The organism is Streptomyces sp. NPDC048639, assembly GCF_043199075.1.
In the GTDB taxonomy this organism is placed as follows: domain Bacteria; phylum Actinomycetota; class Actinomycetes; order Streptomycetales; family Streptomycetaceae; genus Streptomyces.
The window spans coordinates 1-17,619 of sequence record NZ_JBICVP010000015.1 but is presented as its reverse complement, the minus strand read 5'-3'; the positions used below and the strand labels follow the sequence as shown (position 1 = coordinate 17,619).

Sequence of the window (17,619 nt, the reverse complement as noted above, 5' to 3'; positions counted from 1 at the left end):
CACTCCCATGTTGATTGAATCAATATTGACATCAATTCAATCAAGGATGGACAGTTGAATCAATACTTCTGGGAGGAACACGATGGAGACCATCCCACCCGAGGCCGCCGCCGCTGTGCCGCGTGGACTCAAGGGAGTCGTCGTCACCGACACCGCGCTCGGTGACGTCAGGGGGAGCGAAGGCTTCTACCACTACCGGCAGTACTCGGCCGTCGAACTCGCCCGCACGCGCACGTTCGAGGACGTCTGGTACCTGATGTTCCACGGCGCACTCCCCGGCCCCGCCGCCCGCGCCGCCTTCGCGCGGCGGACCGCGGCCCTGCGCCATCTGCCCGCGGACGTCGCCGCCGTACTGCCCGCGATCGCGCGCGCCGGCGCGGCCTCGGGGCCGCTCGCCGGTCTGCGCACCGCGCTGTCCCTGCTGGGCGCCGCGTCCGGCTTCCGGCCGCTGTACGACACCGGGCCCGACGGCCGGCGTCACGACGCGCTCGCCGCCTGCGCCGCCGTCCCCACACTGCTCACCGCACTGCGCCGGCTCGGCAGGGGCGAGGAGCCCGTCGCACCACGGGACGACCTGCCGTACGCCGCCAACTACCTCTACATGCTGGACGGTTCCGAGCCCGATCCGATCCGCGTCCGCGCCGTCGAGCGCTACCTCATCTCCACGGTGGACCACGGTTTCAACGCCTCCACCTTCACCGCACGCGTCATCGCCTCGACCGGCGCCGACCTGGCCGCCTGCCTGGTGGGCGCGGTCGGTGCCCTGTCAGGACCGCTCCACGGCGGCGCGCCGAGCCGCGCCCTGGACACACTCGACGCCATCGGGACGCCCGAGCGGATCGACTCGTGGATCCGGGAACGGGTGCTGGCGGGGGACCGCATCATGGGGTTCGGGCACCCGGTGTACCGCACAGAGGACCCCCGTTCGCGGATGCTGCGCTCCATCGCGGAGGAATTCGGCGGCCCCCTGGTGGAGTTCGCGGTCCAGGTCGAGGCGCGGGTCGAGGCGATCCTCGCCGAACTCAAGCCGGGCCGCGAACTGCACACCAACGTGGAGTTCTACGCGGGCGTGGTGATGGAACTCTGCGGCATCCCGCGGGAGATGTTCACCCCGACCTTCGCCGCGGCACGCGCCGTCGGCTGGAGCGCCAACATCCTGGAGCAGGCCGAGGACAGCAAGATCATCCGTCCGGCGGCACGCTACGTCGGCCCGCCCCCGGCCCAGCCGGTCCCGGCGGTCTGACGCTCCCCGGGGCCCGGCTACGATCGAGCGGTGGTCACCCAGCAGATCCCGGTCATCGTCCTCGCAGGATTCCTGGGATCGGGCAAGACCACCTTGCTCAACCATCTGTTGCGGCACAGCAGAGGCAGCCGTGTCGGGGCGATCGTCAACGACTTCGGCAGCATCGAGATCGATGCCATGACCGTGGCGGGACAGGTCGACTCGATGCTCTCGCTGGGCAACGGCTGCCTGTGCTGCGCCGTCGACACCACCGACATGGACGAGATGCTGGAGCGGCTCACCCGTCCCTCGGCGCGTATCGACGTCATCGTCATCGAGGCCAGCGGCCTGGCCGAGCCGGAGGAGATGATCCGGCTGATCCTCTCCAGCGAGAACCGGCGGATCGTGTACGGCGGACTGGTCGAGGTCGTCGACGCCGCGGAGTTCGCGGCGACCCGGGAGCGGCACCCCGAACTCGACCGCCACCTCCGCGTCGCCGACCTCGTCGTCCTCAACAAGGCCGACCGCGTGGGGGAGGACGACCGGTCCGGCCTCCTCGGGCTCCTGGGGACGCTCAGCCCGGGACGGCCCGTGGTCCACGCCTCGTACGGACGGGTGGACCCGGAGCTGTTCTTCGACCGGAGGGAGCGCGAGGACGACGGGGCGGGGGTGCGGCAGCTCTCGTTCGAGGACGTCTACGCGGAGATCCTGGCCGCCGAAGAGGACGCTCACGGCCACGCCGGCAACGTCCACGGGCACCCGGACCACGCCGCCCGAGGCGACCACGACGCGCACCTCCACACCGCCTACGAGAGCGTCTCCTTCACCTGCGACGACCCCCTGGACCCGCGCCGTTTCATGGAGTTCCTCGACGCCCGGCCCGAAGGGCTGTACCGCATCAAGGGGTTCGTCCACTTCGGCGTGGACGGGCACCGGCAGAAGTTCGCCGTGCACACCGTGGGCGACTTCCTCCGCTTCTATCCCTCGCCCTGGGCGCGGGATGAGGAGCGCACCAACCAGCTCGTCATGATCGGCACCGGCATCGACGCCGGTGCTCTGCAGGACCGGCTCATCACATGCGTCGGGACCGGCCAGGAGCCGGCCGGTCCCGAAAGCATCTGGGGTGTGCTGCGCTACGCGCAGGATCAGCCGCCGGTCACACCGGCCCCGCCACTACCGTGATCGCCTTGGCCAGCGGCACGCCCGAACCGTCGCGGCGCGGATCGGTCTCGGGCAGCTCCGCCGGAGTACCCGCCGCCGTCGCCGCACGGGCCGGAACGGCCCCGGCCCAGGCGAGGACCAGGACGTCCTCGCCCTTGAGGAAGCGGTGGCAGCGCACACCGCCGGTCGCCCGGCCCTTGCGCGGATACTGGTCGAACGGGGTCAGCTTCGCGGTGCCCTGAGCAGTGCCGTCGAGGGTGTCCTGCGCGCCTGCGACCGTGAACACCATGGCGTCGGACGCCGGATCGACCGCGGTGAACGAGATCACCTTCGCGCCGGCGCCCAGCTTGATGCCCGCCATGCCGCCGGCGGCGCGTCCCTGCGGCCGCACATGCGAGGCCTGATAGCGCAGCATCTGGGCGTCGTCGGTGATGAAGACCAGGTCCTCCTCGCCCGTGCGCAGCTCGACCGCGCCGACGATCCGGTCGTCGTCCTTGAGGGAGATGACCTCCAACTCGTCCTTGTGGGACGGGTAGTCGGGCACCACGCGCTTGACCACACCCTGCTCGGTGCCGATCGCCAGGCCCGGCGAGGACTCGTCCAGCGTGGTCAGGCAGATCACCGTCTCGTCCGGCTCCAGGCTGACGAACTCGGCGAGCGGCGCACCGCCCGCGAGATTCGGCGTCGTGACCGTCTCGGGGAGCATCGGAAGGTCCACCACGGACAGCCGGAGCAGACGTCCCTGCGAAGTCACCACGCCGACCTCCCCGCGGGCCGTCGCCGGCACCGCCGAGAGGATCACGTCGTGCTTGGCGCGCTTGGTCTCCTCCGCGCCGAACGGCTCGCCGTTGGCGGTACGGGCCAGCAGGCCCGTAGAGGACAGCAGGATCCGGCACGGGTCGTCAGCGACCTGCAGCGGCACCGCGGTGACCGGGGCGTTCGAGGACTCCAGCAGGACCGTGCGCCGCGGGGTCGCGAACTTCTTGGCCACCTGCGCCAGTTCGCCCGACACCATCTTGCGCAGCTCCTGGTCGGAGTCCAGGATCCGGGTCAGCTCCTCGATCTCCTCGCCCAGCCGGTCGCGCTCCGCCTCCAGCTCCAGCCGGTCGAACTTCGTGAGCCGGCGCAGCGGGGTGTCGAGGATGTACTGCGTCTGGATCTCGCTCAGCGAGAAGCGCGCCATCAGGCTCTGCTTCGCCTCCGCGGAGTTCTCACTCGACCGGATGATTCTGATGACCTCGTCGATGTCGATCAGCGCGATCAGCAGGCCCTCGACCAGGTGCAGCCGGTCGCGCCGCTTGGTGCGGCGGAACTCGCTGCGCCGGCGGACCACGGTGAACCGGTGGTCCAGATAGACCTCGAGCAGTTCCTTCAGGCCCAGGGTGAGCGGCTGGCCGTCCACCAGCGCCACGTTGTTGATGCCGAAGGACTCCTCCATCGGCGTCAGTTTGTAGAGCTGCTCGAGCACGGCCTCGGGGACGAAGCCGTTCTTGATCTCGATGACCAGGCGCAGTCCGTGCGCGCGGTCGGTGAGGTCCTTGACGTCCGCGATGCCCTGCAGCTTCTTCGAGTTGACCAGGTCCTTGATCTTGGAGATGACCTTCTCGGGGCCCACCGCGAAGGGGAGTTCGGTCACCACCAGGCCCTTGCGGCGGGGGGTCACGCTCTCCACGGCCACCGTGGCGCGGATCTTGAAGCTGCCGCGCCCGGTCTCGTAGGCGTCGCGGATCCCGCTCAGGCCCGTGATCCGTCCGCCCGTGGGCAGGTCCGGACCGGGCACATGCTTCATGAGGGTCTCGAGGTCGGCGTTCGGATACCGGATCAGATGGCGGGCCGCGGCGATGACCTCGCCGAGGTTGTGCGGCGCCATGTTGGTCGCCATGCCCACGGCGATGCCGGACGCTCCGTTGACCAGGAGGTTGGGGTACGCGGCCGGGAGGGCGACCGGTTCGCGCTCCTGTCCGTCGTAGTTGGGCGCGAAGTCGACCGTGTTCTCGTCGATGGACTCGGTCATCAGGGAAGTGGCCGAAGCCATCCGGCACTCGGTGTACCGCATCGCGGCGGGCGGGTCGTCGTTGCCCAGCGAGCCGAAGTTGCCGTGCCCGTCCACCAGAGGCAGCCGCATCGAGAACGGCTGCGCCATACGGACCAGCGCGTCGTAGATGGAGGCGTCGCCGTGCGGGTGCAGCTTTCCCATCACCTCGCCGACGACGCGTGCGCACTTCACGTAGCCGCGGTCGGGGCGCAGGCCCATCTCGTTCATCTGGTAGACGATGCGGCGGTGCACCGGCTTCATGCCGTCGCGGGCGTCGGGCAGCGCGCGCGAGTAGATGACCGAGTAGGCGTACTCGAGGAAGGAGCCCTGCATCTCGTCGACGACGTCGATGTCGAGGATGCGCTCCTCGAAGTCGTCCGGCGGCGGGGTCTTCGTACTACGGCGGGCCATCGCGGCTACTGCTCCTTAGAACTGCCTGAGCGGGGTGTTCCGACGATCCTGACGCCGACCATTGTGGACCCACCCGCCGACAGCGCCGCCCACGACCCGGTCGAGGGCGGCGCGCACTGCCGGGACCGGTCTTCGGCGAGGGGTCTCCGACGGCCGGTACCGCCGGGAAGCGCCCGATTATGCCGCAGTCGCCGGAGCGCGGACCGGCCGGCGGGCACGAGGGGACCAATGGTGGCATCCTTCCCGGGCACGGGGTGCGGGAACGCCGGGCTTCGGGCCCGCCGTTCCGGAACTTCGCCAGGTGGCGGCGTGCTTGCATACAGTGGCAGGGGAGGCTCACCACCTTCACTCACACGCGATCGAAGGGACGTACATGCCCATGGGTCACACGGCCACGCAACAGGCCGGCTCCGGCGGCCTGACAGCGACAGAGCACCGCCTGGCGAACGGCCTGCGCGTGGTGCTCTCCGAGGACCACTTGACCCCGGTCGCCGCGGTCTGCCTCTGGTACGACGTCGGCTCGCGCCACGAGGTCGAGGGCCGCACCGGCCTGGCCCACCTCTTCGAGCACCTGATGTTCCAGGGCTCCGGCCAGGTCAAGGGCAACGGCCACTTCGAGCTCGTCCAGGGCGCGGGCGGCTCCCTGAACGGCACCACCAGCTTCGAGCGCACCAACTACTTCGAGACCATGCCCGCCCACCAGCTCGAGCTCGCGCTCTGGCTGGAGGCCGACCGCATGGGCAGCCTGCTCTCCGCGCTCGACGAGGAGGGGATGGAGAACCAGCGGGACGTCGTGAAGAACGAGCGCCGCCAGCGCTACGACAACGTCCCCTACGGCACCGCCTTCGAGAAGCTCACGGCGATGGTCTACCCCGAGGGCCACCCGTACCACCACACCCCGATCGGCTCGATGGCCGACCTGGACGCCGCCTCGCTGGAGGACGCGCGCGCCTTCTTCCGCACGTACTACGCGCCCAACAACGCGGTGCTGTCTATCGTCGGCGACATCGACCCGGACCAGACCCTGGCCTGGGTCGAGAAGTACTTCGGCACCGTCCCGGGCCATGACGGCAAGCCGGCTCCGCGCGACGGCTCCCTCCCCGAGACCATCGGCGAGCAGCTCCGCGAGGTCGTCGAGGAGGAGGTCCCGGCCCGCGCCCTGATGTCGGCCTACCGCCTTCCGCACGACGGCACCCGTGAGGCCGACGCCGCCGACATCGCCCTCACCGTCATCGGAGGCGGGGAGTCCTCCCGCCTCCACAACCGCCTGGTGCGCCGCGACCGTACGGCCGTGGCCGCGGGCTTCGGCCTGCTGAGGCTGGCAGGTGCGCCCTCCCTCGGCTGGCTGGACGTGAAGACCTCCGGCGGCGTCGAGGTCCCGGACATCGAGGCAGCTGTCGACCAGGAGCTGGCCCGCTTCGCCGAGGAAGGGCCGACGCCGGAGGAGATGGAGCGCGCCCAGGCGCAGCTCGAGCGCGAGTGGCTGGACCAGCTCGCCACGGTCGGCGGCCGCGCCGACCAGCTCTGCCGCTACGCGGTCCTGTTCGGTGACCCCAAGCTGGCGCTGACCGCCGTCGACCGGCTGCTGGAGATCACCCCCGAGGAGGTCAAGGCCGTGGCCGCCGCGCGACTGCGCCCCGACAACCGCGCGGTCCTGGTCTACGAGCCGACCGGACCCGCCGCGGGCGGCGGGGACGCCGCCGACGCATCCGCCGACAGCCAGGCCGCCGACGACAACGCAGGACAGGAGGCGGCTCAGTGAGCGACGCCACCCCCGCCATGACCTTCCATCCGCAGCCCCAGGGCGGCACCGCCAAGCCGTGGGCCTTCCCGGCCCCCGAGCGCGCAACGCTCCCCAACGGCCTGACCGTGCTGCACTGTCACCGTCCCGGCCAGCAGGTCGTCGCGGTGGACATGAACCTCGACGCGCCGCTGGACGCCGAGCCCACCGGACTGGACGGCGTCGCCACGATCATGGCGCGGGCGCTGTCCGAGGGCACCGACAAGCACACCGCGGAGGACTTCGCCGCGGAGCTCGAGCGCTGCGGCGCCACCCTCGACGCCCACGCCGACCACCCGGGCGTCCGCGTCTCCCTGGAGGTCCCCGCCTCCCGGCTGGAGAAGGCCCTCGGGCTGCTGGCCGACGCCCTGCGCGCCCCGGCGTTCCCCGACGGCGAGATCGAGCGGCTGGTCCGCAACCGGCTCGACGAGATCCCGCACGAGCAGGCCAACCCGGCTCGCCGCGCGGCCAAGGAGCTCTCCAAGGAGCTGTTCCCGTCCGCGTCCCGGATGTCCCGTCCGCGGCAGGGCACCGAGGAGACGGTCGAGCGCGTCGACGCCGCGGCCGTACGCGCCTTCTACGAGGCCCATGTTCGCCCCGCCACCGCCACCGCCGTGGTCGTCGGCGACCTGACCGGGATCGACCTCGCTGCCGTCCTCGGGGACACCCTCGGCGCCTGGACCGGCAACACCGCCTCTGCCCGGCCCGTCCCCCCGGTGACCGCCGACGACGCAGGCCGTGTCGTCATCGTGGACCGCCCCGGCGCGGTGCAGACCCAGCTGCTGATCGGGCGGATCGGATCCGACCGGCACGACCGCGTGTGGCCCGCCCAGGTCCTCGGCGTCTACTGCCTCGGGGGCACGCTCACCTCCCGGCTCGACCGGGTGCTGCGCGAGGAGAAGGGATACACCTACGGCGTACGGGCGTTCGGCCAGGTGTTGCGCTCCGCCCCCGACGGCACGGGCGCCTCGCTGCTGGCCATCAGCGGCTCGGTGGACACCGCCTCCACCGGACCGGCGCTGGAGGACACCTGGAAGGTGTTGCGCACGTTGGCCGCGGAGGGGCTCACCGACGCGGAGCGGGACACCGCCGTGCAGAACCTCGTCGGTGTCGCCCCGCTCAAGTACGAGACGGCGGCCGCGGTCGCGGGCACCTTCGCCGACCAGGTCGAGCAGCACCTCCCGGACGACTACCAGGCGCAGTTGTACGCCCAGCTCGCCGACACCGGCACGGTCGAGGCCACGGCGGCGGCCGTCAGCGCCTTCCCGTCGGACCGCCTGGTGACGATCCTCGTCGGCGACGCCTCCGAGATCGAGGAGCCCGTACGTGCTCTGGGCATCGGCGAGGTGAAGGTGGTCAGCGGCTGACGCCCTGAACAGCGGCTGCCCCTGAACGCATCGGCGGACGGCGTCCCTGACAGCGGCTGATGCCCCGTCAGGCCCGACCGCGTACAGCATCGGTACCCCGGAGCCCGGAGTGGCTCCGGGGTACCGATGTATGTCCGGTTTGTTATTGAGTCTGCCGTTTCCTTTGTGGTGTCGACTACAAACGCCCTGATTTCTTTGGCGATTGACAGATGTCCCGTTTAGCGTCGGTCCGGCTGTCCGGCCGGTACACCTGCCGCACCCGCGGCTCCGGGCAGTCATCGCCGAGTCCCCGTACGGCGCGAGCCAGGGGAGCCGGGGACCCACCTTGCTCGTCGCGCGCCGCACCGGCGCGGGAGGGCGCGCAGTCCCTGGGGTGAATCGGGCGCCTCCCGCGAGGGGCCCGTAGGAGACCTTCCTGCTCCGAACCCGTCAGCTAACCCGGTAGGCGAGAAGGAAGGAAAGGAGCACCGCCGCCGCATGGCGTCGTTCACCCGTGCCACCGGGAAGCACCGTTATCGCCGCCCCAGCCGTCTCGCCCGTTCCGGCGCGAGCCTTGCGGGCATAGCCACCCTCGCCACCACCGGGATCGTGACCTCACTGGCCGCCGGTCCCGCGTCCGCAGCCGCGCCGGGCCACGCGCCCGATGCCGAACAGACCGGTCTGCGCCAGGCGATCGTCATGGACGACTCGCTCGCCCGCACCGTGGATGCCCAGGCCGAGGCACAGCAGGACGCGGCCGATGCGGCCGCGGCCCGTGCCAAGGCCGAGGCCGCCGCGAAGAAGCGGGCGGCGGAGGTCAAGGCCGAGAAGAAGCGCGCGGCCCGCGAGGCCGAGCGCAAGCGCCTCAACGCCTTTGTCCTGCCCGTCGAAGGCAGCTACGTCTCCACCTCGTACGGATCCGCCGGTGGCGCCTGGTCCTCCGGCAGCCACACCGGTGTGGACTTCCACGCCTCGTCGGGGACGACCGTGCGCTCGGTGGGCGCCGGCACCGTCGTCGAGGCCGGCTGGGGCGGCAGTTACGGCAACAACATCGTGATCAAGATGAAGGACGGCACGTACACGCAGTACGGCCACCTCTCCGCGGTCCATGTCTCCGTCGGCCGGACCGTCACCCCGGGCGAGAAGATCGGCCTCTCGGGCAGTACCGGGAACACCACGGGCCCGCATCTGCACTTCGAGGCCCGCACATCCCCCGACTACGGCTCCGACATCGACCCGGTGGCCTACCTGCGCTCGCACGGCCTGAGCCTGTGAGCCTCTGACGCGGACCCTCCTGCCGTCCCGCCGGCGGCAGGAGGGAACGGGGACCGCGCAACGGACCGAGCCGGGGACCGCGCAAAGGCCAAAAGATATCCATGTCCGGGTCCCGCCCGATGGAAATTCCTCCGTTGTGCCATACAGTTCTTGAATGAACGCGGTCGAACGTGTTTCCCGGGAATTGCAGCGGAGGTCCGGCCATGCGGGATCGGATGTGAGCGGCGAGACACCGGCAGCCGGCCGTATTCCGGCGCGTGCGGTGTGCCGGGCGATTCGCGACGACATCGTCGCCGGAATCCATCCGCCCGGCAGCAGGCTGACCGAGGAGGTCCTCGCGCGACGCTACGGCGTCTCCCGCGTCCCCGTCCGCGAGGCCCTGCGCACCCTGGAGTCCGAAGGGTTCGTGACCACCCGCAGACACGCCGGGGCCTGCGTCGCCGAGCCCTCCGAGCAGGAGGCCGCCGACCTGCTCGACATCCGCGCGCTGCTGGAGCCGCTGGGCGCCGCGCGCGCCGCACAGCGCCGTACGGACGCCCACCTCAAGGTGTTGCGCGGTCTCGTACGGCTGGGCCAGGAGCGGGCGCGGCACGGACAGGTGGCGGATCTGCGGTCGCTGGAAGGCTGGTTCCACGAGACGCTGGCCCAGGCCTCCGGCAGCCCCAGCCTCGCGGCGCTGCTCACCCAGGTCCGCCGCAAGATCGCGTGGATGTACGCGCCCGCGCCGGTGGGCGCGACGAACTCCTGGGACGAGCACGCCGCGATCGCCGACGCGGTGGCGCGCGGAGAAGCGGACCGGGCCCGGGCGCTCATGGCGGTGCACACCGAGCGCTCGCTGGCGGTCCACCGGATGCGCCGCCCGGTGTGTGTGAGCACCGCGAAACACGCCGTCAACACAATGAGTGCGCAGAATTAACAGGGCTGCCGTATACAGGTGCGGGGAATTCCGCACCGAATTCGGAACGGCCGGCGGAAAATGCTCGCTGACGAAAGAAGCGCGGGGACCGTAAGGGTCCACCGCGGTTCTTCGAGCCGGTTTACTCCGAAGCTTCCCGCATTTCGGGGGCGGCTCCGGGACGCGCTGTCAGACGGTCTCGGGGAGCTCTTCGAGACCCTCGGAGACGAGCTTGGCCAGGCGGTCGAGCGCGATGTCGGCGCCGTCGGCGTCGGAGGCGAGCACGATCTCGTCGCCACCCTGGGCGCCGAGGCCGAGCACCGCCAGCATCGAGGCGGCGTTGACCGGGTTGCCGTCGGCCTTGGCGATCGTCACGGGAACACCCGCGGCCGTCGCCGCACGGACGAAGATCGAAGCAGGCCGGGCGTGCAGGCCCTCGGCCCAGCCGACGGTGACGCGGCGCTCAACCATGGTGTTGCCCTTCGGGTCGTGACAGGTGTGTCCGACGGGGTTGTCTAGACCAGCTTGCGCTCAGTCTCTCATGGCACACGGAGTGCCCCGCTCCGCCCCTCGCCCGTACGCTGGCCCCATGGGGACGACGCCGGAACACGCCTACCCGGCCCACTGGGAAGCAGACGTCGTGCTGCGCGACGGGGGCACCGCGCAGATCCGGCCCATCACCCCGGACGACGCTCAGCGGTTGGTCAGCTACTACGAGCAGGTCTCGGACGAGTCGAAGTACTACCGCTTCTTTGCACCGTACCCTCGCCTCTCCGATCGCGACGTGCACCGGTTCACGCACCACGACTACGTGGACCGGGTCGGCCTTGCGGCCATCGTCGGCGGAGAGTTCATCGCCACCGTGCGCTACGACCGCATCGACGCCGACGGGCGGCCCGCCTCTTCCCCCGCGGACGAGGCCGAGGTCGCCTTCCTCGTCCAGGACGCGCACCAGGGCAGAGGCGTGGCCTCGGCTCTCCTGGAACACATCGCCGCGGTGGCCCGTGAGCGCGGCATCCGCCGCTTCGCCGCCGAAGTGCTGCCCGCCAACAGCAAGATGATCAAGGTGTTCACGGACGCCGGGTACACCCAGCAGCGCAGCTTCGAGGACGGGGTGGTGCGCCTGGAGTTCGATCTCGAACCGACCGACCGGTCCCTGGCCGTCCAGCGCGGCCGCGAGCAGCGCGCCGAGGCCCGCTCCGTCAAGCGGCTGCTCGCCCCCCGCTCGGTCGCCGTCATCGGCACCAGCCGCAGTCCCGGCGGCGTGGGCCGCCAGGTGCTGCGCAATCTGGTCGAGGGGGGCTTCACCGGGCGCGTGTACGCCGTCAACCACGCGTTCCCCGACGACGCGAGCACACTGGACGCCCCCGAACTCGGCGAACCCGCAGTCCCCGCCCGCCGCTTCGTGCACGAGATCGACGAGCCGGTGGACCTCGCCGTCGTGGCCGTACCGGCGCAGGCCGTGCCCGCCGTCGTCGCCGACTGCGGCGAACACGGGGTCCAGGGGCTGGTGGTGCTCGCCTCCGGCTACGCGGAGAGCGGTCCCGGAGGGCGCGAGCGCCAGCGCGAACTCGTCCGGCAGGCCCGCTCGTTCGGCATGCGGATCATCGGGCCGAACGCCTTCGGCCTCCTCAACACCGCCCCCGACGTACGGCTCAACGCCTCGCTCTCGCCCGAACTGCCGGTCCCCGGCCGCCTCGGGCTCTTCACGCAGTCCGGCGCCATCGGCATCGCACTGCTCTCCGGACTCCAGCGGCGCGGCGCCGGGCGGATCGGCCTGTCCAGCTTCGTCTCCGCGGGCAACCGCGCGGACGTCTCCGGCAACGACTTCCTGCAGTACTGGCACGACGACCCCGACACCGACGTCGTGCTGATGTACCTCGAATCCATCGGCAACCCGCGGAAGTTCACCCGGCTCGCCCGCCGCACCGCCGCCGTCAAGCCCGTCGTGGTCGTCAAGGGCGCCCGGCACACCGGCAGCGCCCCGACCGGGCACACCGTCCCCACCACCCGTATCCCCGACGCCACCGTGTCCGCGCTCCTGCGCCAGGCCGGCGTGATCCGCGTCGGCACGGTTACCGAGCTCGCGGACGCCGGACTGCTGCTCGCCGGGCAGCCGCTGCCCGTCGGCCCGCGTGTGGCCGTCCTCGGCAACTCCGAGTCCCTCGGCCTGCTCACCTACGACGCCGCCCTCACCGAGCGCCTGCGCCCGCTGCGGCCCCGCGACCTCACGACCGCCGCCACCCCCGATGACTACCGCGACGCGCTCGCCGCGGCGCTGGCCGACGACCTGTGCGACGCGGTCGTGGTCAACGCGATCCCCTGGGTCGGCGACGACACGTCCCCGGAACCCGACCGCGCGGCGGAGGGCCGCGCGCTGGCCGCCGCGGTGCTGGAGGCGGTGGAGACGAGCGGCGCGGCCAAGCCCGTGACCGTCGTCCATCTGGAGATCGAGGGACTCACGGAGGCCCTTGCTGCCGGCGGCATCCCCGTCTACCCCGCCGCCGAACGCGCCGTACGGGCCCTGGCCGAGGCCGTCCGGTACGCGCAGTGGCGGCGGCAGGCGGCAGAGCCGGGGCGGGTGCCCGAGTACGAGGACATCCAGGAGGCGGCCGCCGGGTCGGACATCGACGCGCTCCTCGGCGGCGACGCGAACGGCGACACCCGGGCCGCGGACGAACCGGGCAGCGGGCCCGTGCCGCGCACCAGCCCGCTCGACGCCGACGCCACGGCCCGCCTGCTCGCCCGCTACGGAATCGCCGTACGCCCCACGCTCCCCGCGCCGGACCCGGACGAGGCGGCCCGGGCCGCGGAGCTGCTGGGCTATCCGGTGGCCCTGAAGACGACAGCGCCCCACCTGCGGCACCGCGCGGACCTCGGCGGAGTCCGGCTCGACCTCACGAACGAGTCCGAGCTGCGCCGCGCCCACCAGGAGTTCACCGACCACCTGGGCAAGGCGGACGAGCTGCGGCCGGTCGTCCAGGCCATGGCGCCGAGGGGCGTGGACACCGTCGTACGGGCCGCGATCGATCCGGCGGCCGGCGCGGTCCTCTCCTTCGGTCTCGCCGGGGCACCGTCCGAACTGCTCGGTGACACGGCGCACCGGCTCGTTCCCGTCACCGACCGTGACGCCGCCGAGCTGATCCGGTCGATCAGGACCGCACCGCTGCTCTTCGGCTGGCGCGGCTCGCAACCGGTCGACACCGACGCCCTGGAGGAACTGCTGCTGCGCGTCTCGCGGCTCGTGGACGACCATCCCGAGGTCGTCCATGTCGAGCTGGAACCCGTCGTCGTGGCCCCGCAGGGGCTCACCGTGCTCGGCGCCTCGGTGCGCCTCGCCCCCAGCCCCGCCCCTGCGGACCTCGGGCCCCGGCGCCTGCCGGAGTACTGAGCGGAGCGCTCCGCGGGCCCGCCCCCGGGCCGGAACCCGCCGCGGGTCGTGCCCATGGGAGTTTCGGGGGGCCGCGGGCCCCGTAAGATGGGGCGCATGGCGAAGACCGGTACGACGACTCAGGGTCTGCGCTCGGCCATCGAGCGCAGCGGCTACTACCCGGCCCTCGTGGCCGAGGCGGTGGAGGCCGCCGTGGGCGGTGAGCCGGTCTCGTCCTACCTGGTTCACCAGGAGACCACCTTCGACGCGAACGAGGTCCGGCGCCATGTCACCGTGCTCGTCCTCACGGGCACGCGCTTCATCGTCAGCCACACGGACGAGCAGGCCGCCGACGACTCGTCCCCCTCCCCGTACGCCACGACCTCCACGGAGTCCGTGAAGGTGGAGCGGATCTCCTCGGTGGTGGTGAGCCGCGTGGTGGCCAACCCCGAGTCGTACACGCCCGGCACCCTGCCCCGCGAGGTCGTCCTCACGATCGGCTGGGGCGCCGTCAACCGTCTCGACCTCGAACCCGCCGCCTGCGGCGACCCCAACTGCGAGGCGGATCACGGCTACACCGGATCCTCCACGGCTGACGACCTGTCACTCCGGGTCAGCGAGGCGGGTGACGGCCCCGACTCCGTCCGCCAGACCCTGGCCTTCGCGCAGGCGCTCTCCGAGGCCACCGTGGCCTCCTCGACCGGTCGCTGATGATCCAGCCCACCACCGCAGGCTCCGGTCGGCACGAGCCCGCGCTTCTCGATCCGCGGAGCGCTCCGCTGCCGGCGTACGGCTCGGGCTCGCTCGCGGATCTGCTGCCGGCCGTGGCCGCCGGGCAGGGCGTCCCGGGCCTGACCGCGGACCTCGGCCTCGAACCGGCCGATCGCGTCTGCGTGTTCCTCGTCGACGGCCTCGGCTGGGAGCTGCTGAAGGCGCACCCCGGCGAAGCGCCGTTCCTCACCGGCCTGCTGGGCAGTTCGTACGGCGGCACCGGCACGCCGATAACCGCCGGCTTCCCGTCGACGACCGCGACCTCCCTCGCCTCCGTCGGCACGGGACTTCCGCCCGGCGCGCACGGCCTGCCCGGCTACACGGTCATGGACCCCGCCACCGGCGCGCTGATGAACCAGCTCCGCTGGAAGCCGTGGACGGACCCGCACGTCTGGCAGCCGTATCCCACGGTGTTCCAACGCGCCGACGCCGCAGGGGTCCACACCTGCCAGGTCACCTCGCCCGACTTCCAGCACACCCCGCTGACCCGCGTCGCGCTGAGCGGCGGCACTTTCCACGGTCGGCTCTCCGGCGAGGAGCGGATGGACTTCGCTGCCGAGCAACTGGCCGCCGGTGACCGCTCGCTGGTCTACACGTACTACAGCGAGGTGGACGGCAAGGGCCACCGCTTCGGTGTGGACTCCGACGCATGGCGCGGCCAACTCGCGTACGTGGACCGGCTCGCCGAGCGCCTGGCCGAGCAACTGCCGCCCCGCTCCGCGCTCTACGTCACCGCCGACCACGGCATGATCGACATCCCCTTCGACCCGGAGTCGCGCATCGACTTCGACGAGGACTGGGAACTGCGGGCCGGCGTCGCGGTCCTGGGCGGCGAGGGCCGAGCCAGGCACGTGTACGCGGTCCCCGGCGCCGCGGGCGACGTGGCCGCGGTCTGGCACGAGGTGCTGGGGGACCGGATGTGGGTGGCGACGCGTGACGAGGCGATCGAGGCGGGCTGGTTCGGGCCGCCGGGGGCAGGGGTGGATGAGCGCGTGTACGGCAGGATCGGCGATGTGGTGGCCGCTGCCTGCGACGACGTCGCGATCGTCGCCCTGGAGACCGAGCCGCACGAGTCCGCGATGGTCGGCCTGCACGGCTCGATGACCGCCGTCGAACAACTCGTCCCGCTTCTCGAAGTCCGCACCTGATCCGTGCCGTTCACCCCCTGACCCCGTACGCCCCTGACCCCGTACGCGCCGTCCGGCCCCGCGCGCGCCCCGGCGCCCACGGGGGCCCGCCCGAGGAAAGGCCCTCATCTCCATGCCCGAGCTGGTGTTCTTCAGCGGCACTATGGATTGCGGGAAGAGCACTCTGGCGCTCCAAATCGGGCACAACCGCTCGGCCCGGGGCCTGCAGGGCGTGATCTTCACCCGGGACGACCGGGCGGGGGAGGGGAAGCTGTCCTCACGGTTGGGCCTGGTCGCAGAGGCTGTGGAGGCCGCCGAGGGTATGGACATGTACGGGTATCTGGTCGACCAGTTGTCCAAGGGCGGCAAGGCCGACTACGTGATCGTCGACGAGGCGCAGTTCCTCGCTCCGGAGCAGATCGACCAGCTGGCGCGGGTCGTGGACGACCTCGGGCTCGACGTCTTCGCCTTCGGTATCACCACCGACTTCCGCACCAAGCTCTTTCCCGGCTCGCAGCGACTGATCGAGCTGGCCGACCGGATCGAGGCCCTCCAGGTGGAGGCACTGTGCTGGTGCGGCGCCCGGGCAACGCACAACGCCCGTACGGTCGGCGGGGAGATGGTGGTCGAGGGTGCTCAGGTGGTCGTGGGGGACGTCAACCGCCCGGTGGAGGAGATCGGTTACGAGGTCCTGTGCCGCCGCCACCATCTCCGCCGGATGACCAGCGCGTCTGCCCATGCGGGCGCGCTGTCCCCCGATGTCCTGCCGGTTTCACCAGCTTGACGACGTGGTTCCTCCCCCGGCGTGGGCTCGGGTCGCATCATCGGCCTGATGGATGCTGTCATCGCGATTGTTGATCGTGATGCGGCAGCCGATGCGCCCGGAAATCCTCGACCGCTCGTTCACCCGCCGGGCGGGGCGGGTTCGAGTGCGGCGAGCACGGTGTCGGGTCCCACCACCAGGGATGCCGGACCCGCCGGGTTGAGCGTCATCGGCGTACCGGACGGGGCGAGCCTGTGGGCCAGTTCGGCGGCCGGGACGGTGTCATGGGTGAGGCTGCCGGCGAAGGCCTGGTGTGCGGCCGAGCTGAACACGGGGACCGTCGGCATACCGTTCGGCCCGCACACCAGCAGCGGACCTCCGTCCGGTGCCCTCAGCACGGTGATCTCGGCCGTGCCGAGGGCCGCGATCGCCTGCGCCTCCGGCGCGTAACCGGTGACGGCGAGCTGGACGGCGGCGTCCACGGGATCGGCCGGCTCGGGCCAGCCGAGCGCTGCCGGCGAAGGCCGGTAGTCCTCGTTGGGCTGCCACTCCTCCACCTCTCCCGACTCCCCGGAGCGCCATTCGCCGATCACGGCCCAGGGCGGGGGCGTTCCCTCACCCCGCCAGCCCGGATCGACGACGCCGATCCAGTGGTCGGGGGCACTCCGGGCCGCTTCGCGGACGTCTTCCGGAACCGGGGGAAGCTGCTGCTCCCTGGACGTCTCTTTGGTGGTCACACACCGCTCCTGTCTGCTTCGTGAGCCTGTCCAGGGGTATCGGCACCGGCACCAGTGCCGGTCCGATGCCCGATCCTGCGGAAGAGCTCCTCAAGGTCCGCAGGGCCGAGCCGCAGCTCCCGCACCTGAAAGACGGCTTCCGGGTTCAAGGCCCACGCACTGGCCGCTTCGGTCCCGAACGCGAGACCGGTCGCATCGGCGTGCGTGAGCTCCAGGCCGAGGAACTCCGGGCCGAGGAACTCCGGGCCCTGCTGCGCGTCTTCGGCGGACAGCGAGGGGCTGGGCGCGTGGGCCTGCCCGCCCTCGGACACGGCGCCGGTGGCCGGGGTCTCCATCTCTGCCCCCGTCTCCGTCACTGCCCCCGTCTCGGGTACGAGGTAGTCGGCGATCTTCGTGATGTCGGCTGGGGCGAATCCCTTGGTGTACGCAGGGTTGAGGGGTTTGGTGTCTTTGCGCTCGTTGGTGCGGCCGGGTACCCAGGCGGGGTGTTCGAAGGCGTGGGTGAGGTTGTTGATGAGGTCCTTGTGTTCCGCCAGGGTGCCGGCGTTCTTGTACTCCTCATGCGTGCGGTCGCGCAGGTTTCTGGCCTCGACGGTGAACTTTCCCGAGCGGGTGGGTGGATGGGTGATCTGGATGCGTTCGTAGCCGGTGGCCTGCCAGTCGGTTTTGGTTCTGGCTGTGTTGGATCTGCTGGCGGCGTGCCATTTCTCCATGCGTTGCGCGCCG

The 17,619-nt window shown here is 71.4% G+C and carries 14 protein-coding genes and 1 riboswitch; of the genes, 10 read left to right on the top strand and 4 right to left on the bottom strand.

What is annotated here, in order from left to right:
- Positions 1-82: 82 nt before the first annotated feature.
- Both ACGFNH_RS31105 and ACGFNH_RS31100 read left to right on the top strand, forming a co-directional pair.
- Complete coding sequence (locus ACGFNH_RS31105; protein ID WP_393659467.1) at positions 83-1,243, top strand: citrate synthase; 1,161 nt, start codon at positions 83-85, stop codon at positions 1,241-1,243.
- Positions 1,244-1,273: 30 nt separating this feature from the next.
- Positions 1,274-2,404 (top strand): CobW family GTP-binding protein, encoded by a 1,131-nt coding sequence (locus ACGFNH_RS31100; protein WP_393659465.1) that lies wholly within the window; start codon positions 1,274-1,276, stop codon positions 2,402-2,404.
- Here the strand turns inward: ACGFNH_RS31100 and ACGFNH_RS31095 are convergent.
- Positions 2,379-4,829 carry a DNA topoisomerase (ATP-hydrolyzing) subunit A gene (locus ACGFNH_RS31095; RefSeq protein WP_393659463.1) on the bottom strand — a complete coding sequence of 817 codons (2,451 nt, stop codon included), beginning with the start codon at positions 4,827-4,829 and terminating at the stop codon, positions 2,379-2,381. The two genes, ACGFNH_RS31100 and ACGFNH_RS31095, sit on opposite strands and share 26 nt — an antisense overlap.
- A 373-nt stretch (positions 4,830-5,202) precedes the next feature.
- Here ACGFNH_RS31095 and ACGFNH_RS31090 point away from each other — a divergent pair, with 373 nt between their 5' ends.
- The 4 genes from ACGFNH_RS31090 (at position 5,203) to ACGFNH_RS31075 (ending at position 10,146) form a co-directional block, all read left to right on the top strand.
- On the top strand, positions 5,203-6,591 hold the full coding sequence (locus ACGFNH_RS31090) for a M16 family metallopeptidase (RefSeq protein ID WP_393659461.1): 1,389 nt from the start codon (positions 5,203-5,205) through the stop codon (positions 6,589-6,591).
- Between the two features lie 17 nt (positions 6,592-6,608).
- The gene (locus ACGFNH_RS31085) at positions 6,609-7,976 is read left to right on the top strand and encodes a M16 family metallopeptidase (RefSeq protein ID WP_393659631.1); all 1,368 of its coding nucleotides are present in this window, start codon (positions 6,609-6,611) and stop codon (positions 7,974-7,976) included.
- Positions 7,977-8,245: 269 nt separating this feature from the next.
- Positions 8,246-8,438, top strand: a riboswitch (cyclic di-AMP (ydaO/yuaA leader).
- A gap of 15 nt (positions 8,439-8,453) precedes the next feature.
- Positions 8,454-9,230, top strand: coding sequence for a M23 family metallopeptidase (locus ACGFNH_RS31080; protein WP_393659459.1), 777 nt, complete (start codon positions 8,454-8,456; stop codon positions 9,228-9,230).
- Positions 9,231-9,447: 217 nt separating this feature from the next.
- Positions 9,448-10,146, top strand: coding sequence for a GntR family transcriptional regulator (locus ACGFNH_RS31075; RefSeq protein WP_393659457.1), 699 nt, complete (start codon positions 9,448-9,450; stop codon positions 10,144-10,146).
- A gap of 168 nt (positions 10,147-10,314) precedes the next feature.
- On the opposite strand, the gene ACGFNH_RS31070 is transcribed toward ACGFNH_RS31075, so the two are convergent.
- Complete coding sequence (locus ACGFNH_RS31070; protein WP_393659455.1) at positions 10,315-10,596, bottom strand: HPr family phosphocarrier protein; 282 nt, start codon at positions 10,594-10,596, stop codon at positions 10,315-10,317.
- Between the two features lie 118 nt (positions 10,597-10,714).
- Between ACGFNH_RS31070 and ACGFNH_RS31065 the strand changes: the two genes are divergently transcribed.
- From ACGFNH_RS31065 to ACGFNH_RS31050, 4 genes are all read left to right on the top strand, one after another.
- Entirely contained in the window at positions 10,715-13,516 is a 2,802-nt protein-coding gene (locus tag ACGFNH_RS31065; RefSeq protein WP_393659454.1) for a GNAT family N-acetyltransferase, read from the top strand.
- A 96-nt stretch (positions 13,517-13,612) separates the two neighbouring features.
- Complete coding sequence (locus tag ACGFNH_RS31060; protein WP_393659452.1) at positions 13,613-14,206, top strand: DUF5998 family protein; 594 nt, start codon at positions 13,613-13,615, stop codon at positions 14,204-14,206.
- Entirely contained in the window at positions 14,206-15,414 is a 1,209-nt protein-coding gene (locus ACGFNH_RS31055) for an alkaline phosphatase family protein (RefSeq protein ID WP_393659450.1), read from the top strand. The genes ACGFNH_RS31060 and ACGFNH_RS31055 overlap by 1 nt, the downstream gene beginning before the upstream one ends.
- Positions 15,415-15,526: 112 nt before the next feature.
- On the top strand, positions 15,527-16,177 hold the full coding sequence (locus tag ACGFNH_RS31050; RefSeq protein WP_393659448.1) for a thymidine kinase: 651 nt from the start codon (positions 15,527-15,529) through the stop codon (positions 16,175-16,177).
- 119 nt (positions 16,178-16,296) lie between these two features.
- Here the strand turns inward: ACGFNH_RS31050 and ACGFNH_RS31045 are convergent, their stop codons facing one another.
- Positions 16,297-16,893, bottom strand: a complete 597-nt coding sequence (locus ACGFNH_RS31045) for a type VII secretion system-associated protein (protein ID WP_393659446.1) — start codon at positions 16,891-16,893, stop codon at positions 16,297-16,299.
- A partial coding sequence (locus tag ACGFNH_RS31040) for a hypothetical protein (RefSeq protein WP_393659444.1) occupies positions 16,890-17,619 on the bottom strand: 730 nt, incomplete at its 5' end. The genes ACGFNH_RS31045 and ACGFNH_RS31040, both read right to left, overlap by 4 nt.

What these genes read in the sequence shown, in the direction of transcription:
- ACGFNH_RS31105 (WP_393659467.1), top strand. Translation starts at nt 83, where the DNA reads ATGGAGACCATCCCACCCGAGGCCGCCGCCGCTGTGCCGCGTGGACTC.
- ACGFNH_RS31095 (WP_393659463.1), bottom strand. Translation starts at nt 4,829, where the DNA reads ATGGCCCGCCGTAGTACGAAGACCCCGCCGCCGGACGACTTCGAGGAG.
- ACGFNH_RS31055 (WP_393659450.1), top strand. Translation starts at nt 14,206, where the DNA reads ATGATCCAGCCCACCACCGCAGGCTCCGGTCGGCACGAGCCCGCGCTT.
- ACGFNH_RS31070 (WP_393659455.1), bottom strand. Translation starts at nt 10,596, where the DNA reads ATGGTTGAGCGCCGCGTCACCGTCGGCTGGGCCGAGGGCCTGCACGCC.
- ACGFNH_RS31050 (WP_393659448.1), top strand. Translation starts at nt 15,527, where the DNA reads ATGCCCGAGCTGGTGTTCTTCAGCGGCACTATGGATTGCGGGAAGAGC.
- ACGFNH_RS31080 (WP_393659459.1), top strand. Translation starts at nt 8,454, where the DNA reads ATGGCGTCGTTCACCCGTGCCACCGGGAAGCACCGTTATCGCCGCCCC.
- ACGFNH_RS31090 (WP_393659461.1), top strand. Translation starts at nt 5,203, where the DNA reads ATGCCCATGGGTCACACGGCCACGCAACAGGCCGGCTCCGGCGGCCTG.
- ACGFNH_RS31060 (WP_393659452.1), top strand. Translation starts at nt 13,613, where the DNA reads ATGGCGAAGACCGGTACGACGACTCAGGGTCTGCGCTCGGCCATCGAG.
- ACGFNH_RS31065 (WP_393659454.1), top strand. Translation starts at nt 10,715, where the DNA reads ATGGGGACGACGCCGGAACACGCCTACCCGGCCCACTGGGAAGCAGAC.
- ACGFNH_RS31085 (WP_393659631.1), top strand. Translation starts at nt 6,609, where the DNA reads ATGACCTTCCATCCGCAGCCCCAGGGCGGCACCGCCAAGCCGTGGGCC.